Source organism: Streptomyces sp. MB09-02B (assembly GCF_033794485.1).
Classification (GTDB): Bacteria; Actinomycetota; Actinomycetes; order Streptomycetales; family Streptomycetaceae; genus Streptomyces.
Window position 1 is genome coordinate 1 of record NZ_JARGEE010000275.1, and the last position, 12,262, is coordinate 12,262.

Annotated in this window: 7 protein-coding genes and 1 pseudogene; 5 read left to right on the forward strand and 3 right to left on the reverse strand. The window is 71.4% G+C overall.

Features of this window, described 5'->3' with window-relative positions:
* The first annotated feature begins 132 nt into the window (after nt 1–132).
* The gene (locus P1P70_RS30280; RefSeq protein ID WP_319243379.1) at nt 133–1,137 is read left to right on the forward strand and encodes a hypothetical protein; all 1,005 of its coding nucleotides are present in this window, start codon (nt 133–135) and stop codon (nt 1,135–1,137) included.
* A gap of 13 nt (nt 1,138–1,150) precedes the next feature.
* Here P1P70_RS30280 and P1P70_RS30285 read toward each other — a convergent pair whose 3' ends face one another.
* The 3 genes from P1P70_RS30285 to P1P70_RS30295 all read right to left on the reverse strand — a co-directional run bounded on the left by P1P70_RS30285 (nt 1,151) and on the right by P1P70_RS30295 (nt 3,678).
* Entirely contained in the window at nt 1,151–1,891 is a 741-nt protein-coding gene (locus P1P70_RS30285; protein WP_319243381.1) for a hypothetical protein, read from the reverse strand.
* Nucleotides 1,888–2,676, reverse strand: coding sequence for a hypothetical protein (locus tag P1P70_RS30290; protein ID WP_319243383.1), 789 nt, complete (start codon nt 2,674–2,676; stop codon nt 1,888–1,890). Before P1P70_RS30290 ends, P1P70_RS30285 begins: the two co-directional genes overlap by 4 nt.
* A 738-nt stretch (nt 2,677–3,414) precedes the next feature.
* Nucleotides 3,415–3,678 (reverse strand): hypothetical protein, encoded by a 264-nt coding sequence (locus P1P70_RS30295; RefSeq protein WP_319243386.1) that lies wholly within the window; start codon nt 3,676–3,678, stop codon nt 3,415–3,417.
* Nucleotides 3,679–4,073: 395 nt separating this feature from the next.
* Here P1P70_RS30295 and P1P70_RS30300 point away from each other — a divergent pair.
* The 4 genes and pseudogenes from P1P70_RS30300 to P1P70_RS30315 form a co-directional block, all read left to right on the forward strand.
* Nucleotides 4,074–4,381, forward strand: a pseudogene (locus P1P70_RS30300) (transcriptional regulator); the annotation flags it as partial.
* 206 nt (nt 4,382–4,587) lie between these two features.
* Nucleotides 4,588–6,243: a TIGR02677 family protein gene (locus P1P70_RS30305; protein ID WP_319243391.1), complete on the forward strand. Its 1,656-nt coding sequence runs from the start codon at nt 4,588–4,590 to the stop codon at nt 6,241–6,243.
* On the forward strand, nt 6,243–7,655 hold the full coding sequence (locus P1P70_RS30310; protein WP_319243389.1) for a TIGR02678 family protein: 1,413 nt from the start codon (nt 6,243–6,245) through the stop codon (nt 7,653–7,655). The genes P1P70_RS30305 and P1P70_RS30310 overlap by 1 nt, the downstream gene beginning before the upstream one ends.
* Nucleotides 7,652–11,911, forward strand: a complete 4,260-nt coding sequence (locus P1P70_RS30315; RefSeq protein WP_319243390.1) for a TIGR02680 family protein — start codon at nt 7,652–7,654, stop codon at nt 11,909–11,911. The genes P1P70_RS30310 and P1P70_RS30315 overlap by 4 nt, the downstream gene beginning before the upstream one ends.
* Nucleotides 11,912–12,262 lie beyond the last annotated feature (351 nt).

The window sequence follows — 12,262 nt, forward strand, 5'->3', positions numbered from 1 at the left end:
TGGGGGGGAGGGGTAGGGGTTTAAAAAAGAAAGGGGTACGGTCGCCGCACACAACCGCAAACAGAGAACGGCCCCCGGCAGGACTGCAATCCCGGCGAGGGCCTGACCACACAGGAAGACATCACCTTCCCCATGGCTGACCCGCAGTCTAACGCGGCCGTGCCCGCGTACCCGTCGCCCGAGCACTCGCCGCCCGCGCCTCCGGAACTCCCGCCGGACGCGCCCCGCGCCGGAGTCCTCCACGTACGGCACCGCCACACCGAGCGCTACACCGTCGTCGGCAACCACCTCGCCCAACACCCCAGCCTCTCCGCCACGGCTATCGGCATCGGCGTCCACATCCAGTCCCTCCCGGATGGCGCCTCGGTCAGCATCAAGGCGTTGACCCTGCGCTTCCGGGAGGGCGAGGTGACGATCGGCAAGGCGTTGCGGGAACTGGAGAACGCCGGGTATCTCGTGCGCCGCCGCGTACCGCTCGGGGACGGGCGTATTGCCACGCGCACGTTCTTCCTCGATCACCCGGGGCTGGTCGTACGAGCTTCGATGCGGGGCGGCGGTCTGGAGGCTGCCGCCCCTGTCCAGGCCTCTGCCGCACGGGATGAGCCCGAGCCTCGTCCAGCTGTGGGACCGGTGGCTGTCCCGGGCGAGGCGGCGGGCTCGCGGCCTGACTCGTCGCCGGCTTCCGTACGTACGAGGCGTGCTGCGCCCGAACCCGTCGCCGTGCCCACCGGACCGGCGGCCGACCTGCTCGCGCGTCTACGCCTCGCCGACGCCCGGCTGTTGCTGTCCGAACGGGACGTTCAGCGGCTCGCGCCCGCTGTCGAGACCTGGCTCGCCCGTGCCGCGACGCCGGACCAGATCACGCGCACGCTCACTGCGGGCCTCCCGTCCGAGGCGGTCCCCATCCGCTGCCCGGCGAGCCTCCTCGGATACCGCCTGACAACCCTTCTCCCACCACCGCTGCCGACGGGTCCCGCTGGTACGGCAACGGTGACGCGCCCACCGCGGCCGCTGCAGATGATCAACTGCGACGGCTGCGACCGCGGCTTCCGCTCGTCCGACCCGCACGCCCTGTGCCGGGACTGCCGGGAACGCCGTGGCCTCCGCACGGCTGAACCGGCCCACTCGGCCGCCTGATCGGACGAGGTCTTCAGCGTGCCGATGTCGATGCCGATGCCGACGAGGACGGGGTCGCTGGGAGAGGGCTGTTGCCAGGTTCGAAATGGGCGCGGAGGTAGATGCGGGTGCGCTTCGGCGCGTACTCGTGTGCGTACAGACGGACGCAGCGCTCGTCGGACGTGTCGTACGCGTCGGACATGCCGAACGGGTTGTCAGGGGTGCCGGAGGCGCCGGGATCCTCGGTGGCCTTGGCGGCGTCGGGGCAGACGTAGCCGTAGCGCATGCCGTCCTTGAACGTCTCCGGTTCCGGGAGTCCGAGGTGGGCGAAGTCATGGGGAGTGACGTCGGCCTGCGCGGAGGAGGGCTCCAGCCACTTGCCCTCCGGGGGATGCTCCTCCAGGTAGGTCTCCGCCTCGGACCTCGTCAGCGTGAAGGTGAGGAGGCCCGTGTCGAAGCGGGAGGTGACCTCGTACGCGGCCTGGGGGGACCGGGCCGTGACCGGGACGTCAAGGCCCATCTGCTCGCTCATCCACTCCGACGAGATCCCCTCGGCCCACCTCGCGTCCGCCGCCTGTTCCGCCACACGGTCGTCGGCGCCGTCGCCGTCGCCGCCCTGGTCGGCGAGGAGCCACCCTCCTGCGGTCACGGCGCCCGAGAGGGCGAGCACGCCGACGGTCACGCCTGCGATGAGCCACCAGCGGCGGCCGCCACGACCGCCGTTGCCGCCGCCACCGCCCTCCTCGGGGGCCCGGTACGCGTAGACGTCGTTCATCGGCCGTCCGCCCTCTCCGCCGCCCTGCCGGTCGTACGGTCCTGCTGTTGCTCTCGGCCGGGATTCAAGCGTTCGTCCCTGCTGTCGTCGGGACCCGGTAGCGGGTCGTCGTTGGGCTCCGAGGAGCCGAGATCGTAGTGCTGGACGCTGCTGCTGCCCGACATGTCGAACTCCTGGGAGAGGCCTACCCGGTGCAGCTTGGCCATCTCTCCGTCGGGGATGTCCTGCGGGCCGACGTTGACGTCCTTGCCCTCGTCCCAGTTGTAGCGGTCCCAGACGTTTGCCTGGTAGTCGATGCTGATCTCAGGCTCGCCATTCACATCCGGAACGGCCGTCACCACGCCGGTGACGTTGGTATTGGCGCCGCCCACCGCGTAGAACCAGTTGGGATCGGCCTGCTGAGTGAAGTAGAAGCCCTCGGGCTGCTTCGCCTCGACCGGGAAGGCGACCGGCTTCCCTCCGTTCTTCTCGAACTCCGCGAGGGCGTGCTTGCGCCAGTCGTCCTGGTTCAGTCGGACGATGTCGTCGACGTACGTTCTGAAGGTGGGGACGTCCGTCATCATCTTGTCCACGGGCAGGTTCATGGGGCTGCCGCTGTTTCCCAGGTAGTGGGCCATGTGACGGGGCGCGTCCGTCATGCCCTTCCAGTCGGCGCCCTCTGTCAGCAGCTCCATCTTCTGCTTGGTGGCCCACTCGTCGAAGCCCGGTGACTCGGACCCGTGCTTTCCCGAGCCCGCGTCCGGCGCGATCTGCGGCATGGAGGGGCTCAGAATCCCTGCTGCCACTAGGTCGTCCTTCTGCGCCAGCCAGAGCTGTGCCCGTGCCTCGGGGCTCAGGGACTCCCACAGGCGCGCCAGTTCGGCCCGCTGCTTCGGGCTCGTGTCCCCTCCGAGCGCGGCCAGTTCCTTCGCGCGCGGTAGTTGTTCCTCGTCGAGGGAGGTGTATTTGGCATGGCCCGCGTTGTGAGGGTCGTTGCCGTGACTCTTGCGCAGCGCGCGTGCCGCCGCCGCGTCGACCTCGGCGGCGTGCTGGACGATTCCGGTCAGCGTGTCCGCGTACCACTGGATCCGGTCCTTGGTCCGCTGGTCGGGGGCCCTCGGGCGTGCACATCGCCTCCGAGACGCGAACCGCGCCGCCCGGGCCGTCGAAGACGAGGAGACCGGGGTCCGGCGGGTTGTGGGCCGGGTCGCCCTTGCGTGCCGAGTCGGTGAGGCTCTGCGCCTGCTTCTGGTACCGCGTCAGTTCGGCGTGGGCGTCTGCGAGGACGTTGGCGATGCTTTCGGCCTCTGTCTGGAGGTCGGTGAACTCCTTGGCCGTCTTGCGCACGAAGTCCTTGGTCACGCTGGCGTTGGCGCCCTTCCAACGGGCTGTGTCGGACTTCTTCGTCAAGCCGTCCCGTACGTCGGTCGTGAGCTTGGCCAGATCGCCGGCCATCGTTCTCCAGTCGGACGCGGCCGTGCCCAGCTTGGTGAGGTCCAGCGCCATGAGGTCCGAGTACGAGAAATCTCCCATTCCGCCACTACCTACTTGAAGTAGTCGTTCAGCGCTGAGACGGGCAACGGTCCGGTACGGCCCCGTATTTCGGCGCCGATCCTGGCGTCCTCCTGCGCATGCGGCTTCTTGCTGAAGTCGAGGTGGTTGGAGATGTGCGCGCAGGCCTGCAGGACGTGCTTCACCTGCGAGGTCCAGATCTCGACAGTCGACTCCAGTTCCGCACCGAGCCCGAGGTTGTGGCTCTTGAGCGCGGCGGCCGCCTGCATGGTGGACCCGGATCCGTGCTTGTCCACGCCCGCACCGACGACGTCGGCCTTCTTCTTCAGCTCGCCGTGGAGGATGAACGCCTCGTGCCGACGGCCCCGAGGTCGTCCTGGTGCACCACGAGATCCGAGTCACCAGCACCTGCCGGCCCGGCCTGATTCAGCCGCATCCGCGCGGCCTGGCCCTCCGACGCCGCAGCCTTGGCCCTCTCCCACTCTTCCCAGGCCAATTCGGTACCCCGTCCCGTCCCGTCCCCAGTCGTGCTTCGGCGAGCCGTGCAATGGCTGCCGCCCGTCGCTCACGCAAATCTATCAACCACGTGCGTGTGAGCAGCAGTTCGGCTCGATCGCATGGCCGCCTCAAGGCCGAATCGGTCCACTCGGCCGGCTGAGCCGGTACCGATGGTGAGCACTTGTGTGGGTGAATTTTCGAGGTTGGCGGTGTGGTAGCCGTGGGGTTCCAGCTTGGGCGTCGGTCGGTGCGGGCGTTAGAGGTGAGCGGGGCGGGGCTGGAGCGGGCGGACTTCGGGGCGTCGGGGAGCAGGTACTCGGCGTCCACGATCGCGGCGTTCGAACAGGGGAGACGGGTGCTGCCGCCCCGATTCATCGACGTGGCGGACGAACTGCTCGTCGCGGGCGGCGTCTTGCGGGAAGATGAAGGAGGAGGTCGCGCGGGCGCAGTATCTGGCGTTCTTCCGGGATGACGGCTCGGTTGGAGGCGGAGGCAGGCGAACACCGCTTGTGCGCGAACCGGTAGTCGAGTGCCCAGGACCCGAACCACACGCTGTGATCGGAGTGGATGATGGTGCTGCCCGGCGCTCGCAGAGCGGGTGCCCATGGGCGATGGTCATGGCGTTGGTGGTCAGGGCGGCGACGGGAGAGGCGTCGAACTTCCCGACCGGGTCTCGAGTGTCAGCCCCGATCCGTACGCTCGTCGGTATGGAGGGGGACGGACTGTACGAGGAAGCGAACGAGGATCGGCACGACCGGGGGCGCGACCCCGCGGTCTGGCAGCGGCTCAGCGCCTACGCCTACCTCAGCGCACCCGAGCGCCTGGATTACGTCGCGGTGATGCGGGTGTTCTGCGGCACGCTGCTCGCGGACCTGGCCGTTCCGGACGTGCTCGCCAAGCTGGCGCGGGCGGGTGATCCGGGTGATCCGGGCGGCCCCGGGGCGGCGCTCGACGCGGAGACACTCACCGTCCGACTCGAACAGCTCGTCCGGTGGGGCAATCTGCTGCGGAGCACGCACACGGTCACAGCGACGAGCATCGCCGAATACCAGCGTTCCCGGTCCCGCTACCAGCTGTCCAAGCTGGGAGAGCGGGTGCAGCGCCACGCGGACGAGGTGCTGGCCGGGGCGGACGCCGCGCGTGAGGTCAGCAGCGAGTTGCTCACCCTCGTCGACCGGGGTCTCCGCGAGATCGCGGCCATGGTCGGCGTGCCGGGCGGTGCGGATCCGCAGCAGGCGCTGGAGCGGATCAGCACCCTCTTCGTACAGTTCGCCGAATTCGCCGAGTCCGTACGGGACTTCTACGCGTATCTGGGCCAGGTGCTCGCGCGCTACGACCTCGACGGTGCCGAGTACCAGGGGTTCAAGGAACTACTGCTCGACTACGTGGAGGCGATCACTGAGGACATCTCCTTCCGGGCCCCGCGCATCGCCACGCACCTGGACGCCGTGTGGCCACACCTGCCCGCGCTGCTCGCCCGGATCGACGCGCAGGCGGCGGGCATCGGGACGCTCGCCGACGGGCTGCCCGAGACGCGGGTGCAGCGCAGCCGCGGACGGGACCTCTCAGACTGGGAGGGGCTGCGCGACTGGTTCACCGACACCGGCGGACACGCGCACGGCAGTCAGGTGGACCAGCTCCGGGACGCCACCCTCCGCGCCCTGCAGTCACTCCTCGCCAACGCCAAGCGGATGCTGCGCTCCGCCTCCGGAGAGATGTCCCGCCGCAAGGACCTGCTGCGGCTGGCCGCCTGGTTCGACGCGGCGGAACCGGAGGAGGCCCATGACATCGCGGTCGCCGCGTTCGGGCTCCATGGCGCACGGCACCTGGGAGTGGCGCCGGACCCGGACCGGTCCGTACCGGCGTATGTGAGCTGGTGGACCGGGCCTGTGGTGGATGTGCCGGTGGCGCTGCGCGAGCGCGGCAGCAGAGCTCCCCGCGGGCGGGCCGCTGCCGCGGAGGACCACTCCGAGCAGAGGCGCCGCCTTGTCGAGCAGGCCCGGCAACAGGCCGAGGAACGGCAGGCCGCGGCCGACGAACTGCTCAGCGCCTCCGGCAGCTTCCATCAGGTCAGACTCGGCGCACCGGCCATGCGGCTGCTGCTGGAGCTTCTCACCACCGCCCTCGGCAACGCCCAACTGCGCAAGGACACCGCTGACTTCCTGCTCGACGGCGCGCACGCGGGGGACGCTGATCTCGGCGTGCGGCTGACCGCTCGGCGCACCCTCGGTCGGCATACGGTCCTGCGCTCCGTCGACGGCGACCTGACGGTCGACGACCTCACCCTCGCCGTCGAGAGTCTGGCAGGGGCGGATGCCGTACGGGACGTGCCCCGGCAGAGGTCCGGGGAGGCGAGCGCCTGATGGCCCTGCCCTCCGCACACGACGTCGCGCTCGCGGCCGAGCGCCGCGCCGCCGCACGGCTGCTGCTCGCCCACCCCCTGGTCACCAGCACCGGACCGCACAGCGACACCTTCCCGCTGGTCCGCCGGCACGCCGACTGGCTCGCCCAGCGCTTCCAGCAGGTGTTCGGCTACCGCCTGTTGGTGGAGGCCTCGTACGCCCGGCTGTTCAAGGCCGGTCTCGGGCCCGGCTCGGGGCACCGTCTGGAACGGCCCTCCACCGGGACACCGTTCACTCCCCGTACGTACTCCTATCTGGCCCTCGCCCTCTCCGTTCTCGTCACCGCACCGGAACAGCTCCTGCTCTCCCAGCTCGTCTCCGATCTGCGGGCAGCGGCAGTCGACGCCGGAATCGAGCTCGCCGACACCGGCCGGCAGGCCGAGCGGCGCACGCTCGCCGCCGCGCTACGGCAACTTGTCGACTGGGGCGTCCTGGTGGAGACCGAGGGCCAGGTCTCCGCCGTCGCCGAGGAGCGGGCCGGGGAGGCGCTGCTGACCGTGGATCGCGAGATCGCGCGGGCCGTCGTCGCCGGGCCGCTCGCCCAGAGCCGCGACGGCGCCGACCTCGTACGCCGGTCCGCCGACGCCGGATTCGGCGGGCCACGCACCTACGTCCGCAGGCGTCTCGTCGAAACCCCCGTCGTCCATCTCGACGACCTCACGGACGCCGAGCGCGAATGGCTGCGCACCCGGCAACGGCGCGAGGCCCAGGCGTTCTCCGAACTGCTCGGCCTGGAGGCCGAGATCCGCGCCGAGGGCATCGCCCTCGTCGACCCGGAGGGCGACCTCACCGACCTGCACCTGCCCGGCACCGGCACTGTGGCCCAAGCCGCGCTGCTCCTCGTGGAGCGGCTGGTGGCCCGACTGCGCCCTGAGGACGCCGGCCACCCCGCGACCGGCGGGCGGCTCGTCATCGGCGTACCCGTGCCGGACGGGCTGCTGCCCGAGCTGCTCGACGAACTCATCGACGAGTACGGCAAGCGCAGCAGTTGGCAGCGTGGCCATCTGGAGGACCGGGCCGGGTTCCTCGCCGCCGTCCTCGACCTCCTCGTCCGGATGCGCCTGCTGGCGCCCGTAGGACCCGTGCGCGCGGACGGACACGGCGTGTCCGAGGGGCAGGAGGAGTCGGCGGCCGACGGCCGCGCCGTCACCGATGTCTCGGGGGCCCGCGGCCAGGGCCGTACGAAGGACGGCTGGATCCTGCTCGCCGCCAGTGCCCGCTACGCCACCACCGTGGTGGTCAAGTCACGTACCGACGACCAGTCCCCGGTGTCCCCAGCGTCCCCGGGATCCCCGGCGTCCCCGGGATCCCCGGCGTCCCCGGGATCCCCGGCGTCCCCGACGGACGACCTCTCCCAGGAGCCGCCCCGGTGAACAGTCCGCCGTCCCCGCACCGCTACCGCCTGCACCGCGCCGGCATCCGCAACGTCTGGCAGTACGACGAGCAGGAGTTCGCCTTCGGCGAGGGCCGGCTGCTGCTGCGCGGCAAGAACGGCGCCGGCAAGTCCAAGGCCCTGGAGATGCTGCTGCCGTACCTGCTCGACGGCGACGCCCGTGCCCTGGACGCCACCGGAACCGGGCGCACCACCCTTCTGTGGTTGCTGCTCGACGGCTTCGAGCGGACCAACCGGCTGGGCTACCTGTGGGTGGAGTTCGCGCGCACCGACGAGGACGGCACCCACCAGTACCTCACCCTCGGCGCGGCCGTCCGCGCGTCCCAGTCGACCAGGACGGCCAAACCGTTCTTCTTCACCACCCCGCTCCGAGTCGGCGAGGAGCTGCACCTCACCCCCGCCGGCCAGCCGCTCCCCGTCGACCAGCTCAAGTCGCTCGTCGGCCCGGAGAACGTCACCGACCGGGCCGTGGAGCACCGGGCCCGGGTCGCCCGTGAACTGTTCGGCCTGACGGACCCCGCCCGCTACCGCAATCTGCTCCACCTCCTCCACCGGCTGCGCCGCCCCACGATCGGCGACCGCATCGACTCGGGCGGTCTGGTCTCGGTTCTCGCCGAGACCTTGCCCGCCCTCGACGACGAGATCGTCGACAAGGTGGCCCGTAACCTCGACGACCTCGACGCCGTACGGGCCGACCTCGGACGCCTGGAGCGGACGGACCAGGCGCTGCGCACCTTCCTCACCGACTACCGCGGCTATCTGCACGGGGCGCTGCGCCGCCGCGCGGGCGAGGCGGCCGACGAACTGGAGCAACTCGCGCGGTACCGCAAGGCCGCGGGTGACGCGGCAACGAGGTCGGAGGCGCTCCGTGGGCGCGAGGCGGAACTCGGCGCCCGGGTCGAGACACTGGAGGGCGAGCAGGCGGACGCGGAGACGGACCTGGCAGCACTGCACGCCAGTGCCGGATACCGCGGCCTGCAGGAACTCGCGGAGAAACGAGCCACCGTCACCGCTCTGCACAGCGCGGCCGCCACCGCATTCAAGTCCCTGCGCCAGGCCCACACCAACCAGGAGGAGGCGGGCCGGCGCCTCATCGCCGAGGCCGGGAGACTCGGTGATGAACTGGTCGAACTGAGCACGGCACACGGGGATTTGGTACGGGAGGCGGAGCGGTCCGGGCTCGACCCAGTGCACCTGGGGGATCCCGTGGCGGCCGAAGCCGCGTCGGCGGCGCCCGCGACGACAGCCGAACTGACCTCTCCGGAGGGCGACTTCCACCTCGTACGGCACAGTCAGGTGCCGGCGGTGGACACCGAGGCGTGCGCGAGTGCCCTGCGAGCGTGGGACGCCCGGCTCGACGCCGCGCAACCGGTGATCAGGAACCGCTCTCGGTCCGTCACCGAACTCTGCGGGCTCATCGCGAAGTCGGAGCGAGCCCAGCGGGAGGCGCGGGAGGCCGATGCCGCCCGTGAGCGTCTGGAGGAACAGACGGATCACGCGCGCTCCCGGGTGGAGCGGCGCCGACAGGAAGCGGCGCGTGAGGGAGAGACGTACGCCGACTCGGCCCGCGCCTGGACGGAGCGGTTGCGGAGCCTCACCGGGCTGACGCTGGACGCTGCGGACGCCCTGGTCGCCCACGACCCGGCGGACGGTCCGCTCCCCGCCCGGACCCCTGACGACGTGGCCGACGCGGCCCGTTCGACTGTCGACCCGTGGCTGGCGGAGCTGAGCGAGCAGCGCGTCGCCCTGGCCGTGACCCTCCGCGAACTGACCGCCGAACGGGACCGCCTCCGCGGCGAGCGCGAGGAGTGGGAACGCCGTACCGACCCCGAGCCGCCGCCCCCACCCCACCGCGCAGCTTCCCGCGCACCCGGCACCGGGGCGCCTCTGTACCGCCTGGTGGACTTCGCAGACGGCCTGGCGCCCGAGGCGCGGGCCGGTCTGGAGGCCGCGCTGGAGGCGAGCGGCCTGCTCGACGCCTGGGTCCACGCCGACGGCACGGTCCTGGACCCGGGCACCAGGGACACCCTTCTGATCCCGGGAACACCTGCGGCCGAGCCGACGCTCGCGCGGGCGCTGCGTCCGGTCGCCGCGCCGGACAGCGGGGTGGGGGTGGAGCAGGTTCGGCGGGTGCTGGAGGCGGTGGCTCTGGTCGGGGACAGGGCCGGGTACTCCGGTTCGGCGGATGGGCCCCACACCGTCCTCGGCACCGACGGTTCCTGGAAGCTCGGCATCGCGCGCGGCCGGCACGCCAAGCCGGCCGCCGAGTACGTCGGCGCGGAGGTGCGTGCGGAGACCCGTCGCCGCACGCTGGCCGAACTGGACCGGCAACTGGCCGTGGTGGAGGACGAGTCGACGCGGAGCGAGCACGGCCTGCGCGTGCTGACCGACCACCGGGACCAGGTCGCCGACGCGCTGCGCCGCCCGCCAGCGGCACGTGGGCTGACCGACGCGTGGGCCCGTACCGCCGAGGCGGAGCGCGCCGCGGACTCCCTCCACGGGCAGGCCGCGGCGGCTACCCGCGAGGCGGAGCAGGCTCGCACCCGCGCCGTCGCCGCCAGGAGGGAAACCGAGGCGACGGCCAGTGCCCACGGCCTTCCGGCCGATCCGACGGCACTCGACACGGTCCGTCTCGCGCTCAGAGGGCTGGGCCAGGGCACGGAACAACTACGGCGACGGATCCGTGCGGTGGCGAAGACCGCCGACGGCCACGGGGCCGGCCGTACGGAATACGAGCGGGCCTCGGCCGCCCGCCGGGATGCCGAGTCCGACTACACCGGGGCGCTCGACCGTCTGGACACCGCTCGCCGTACGGTCCAGGCCCTGGAGGAGGCGCTGGGTGCGACGGAGCAGGAGATCATCGCCCGCGAGGCCGAGGCACAGCGCCGCCTGGACGCCGTGGGTCGCCAACTCCCGCGCGTACGGCAGGACATGACCGACCTGCACGATGAGCGGGTGCGCGCGGAGGAGGACGAGAAGGGGCGGCGCGACGCGCTGGTCACCCTGGAGGCGGCGGCGCTGGAGCGCGGCAGGCGCCTGCGGGCAGCCCTGGCGCTGCCCGGTGTGCTGAAGGGAGCCGGCCTCGCAGCCGACGAGGACGATCACGGCCAGGACGATCACGGCCAGGACGATCACGGCGAGGACGATCACGACGGAGAGGATCCTGACGTAGAGGATCTGAAGTCCCCGGACCCGATCCACGCCGACGCCAGGGAGCGCACCCGGGCACTGCGCCTGCTGGTCGATGCCGTACGCCACCGGCTGGACGCCGAACGCCGCGACGTCTCGGACACCACACTCCTGAACCGTCACACGGATCTGCGCGACCAGCTCTCCGGCGGCTACGACGCGACGATCGAGGAACACGACGGCATCAAGCTCTGCCGACTCGTCGACGACCACGGCCCGCATGACATCGCCCTGGTCGGCGCGCGCATCGCGGCCCAGGCGGCCGAGGCCCGGGACCGGCTGACCGAACGCGAGCGGGAGGTCTTCCAGCGCTTTTTGACCGGAGAACTGGGCGACCACCTCTCCTCCCAGGTCCTGGCCGCGAGCGCCTTGGTGGCCGGGCTCAACGCCACCCTGTCCACGGTCCGCACGTCGCACGGTCTGGGCGTCACCCTCGACTGGAAACTGGCCGACGGCGTGGAAGCGGACGTCAAGGCGGCCGTGGACCTGTTGCGAAGCCCTTCCGGCCTGCGCACCCGTGAGCAGTCCGAACAGCTCCGCGACGTCCTCCAGCGCCGTATCGAGGACGCCCGCCGCGCCGACCCGGCCGCGGGCTACGCGTCCCACCTGCGTACGGCCCTCGACTACCGCGACTGGTTCACCTTCACGCCCTGGGTGGTGAACGACGCGGCACCGGGGAGCCGCCGCAAGCTCTCCGGTCGCACGGGCATGAGCCAGGGTGAGCAACGCGTGCTCTCCTACCTGGTCCTCTTCGCCGCGTCGGCGGCCCACTTCACGAGCCTCGCCGAGTCGGCCCCGCACGCACCCCGCCTCATCCTCCTGGACGACGCCTTCGCCAAGGTCGACGAACCCACCCACGCACGCCTCGGCCGCATCCTGGTCGAACTGGACCTCGACTTCGTGCTCACCAGCGAACGTCTGGTCGGCAACTGGCCCGACGTACCGTCGCTGCACATCTACGAGTGCCTGCGAGACCCACATGTGCGGGGCGTGGCGACGCTGCACTACACGTGGAACGGGCGGCAGCGGAGGCTGGTGTCGGTATGACGGACCCGAGTGCGGTGGGCGAGCGCGACGGTTCGACGGACCCGAGTGCGGTGGGGGAGCGCGACGGTTCGACGGACCCGAGTGCGGTGGGCGAGCGCGACAGTTCGACGGACCCGAGCGCGGTGGGCGAGCGCGACGGTACGACGCACCCGGGAGCGGCTGACGAGCCACCCCTCGCCCCCGAGGCGCTGGCCTTCCTGTCCAGGCCGGGTCTGAGCCGCCTCTGGGCGGCGGCGCGCACCCGCCTCGAACGAGGCTTCCTAATGCTGTTGTCAAGCTGCGCTGGTGACTGGTGGTGTGACTTGATAGCACCGTCGGTCGCGGATGAGGGCCCACAGGACGTTGACGCGT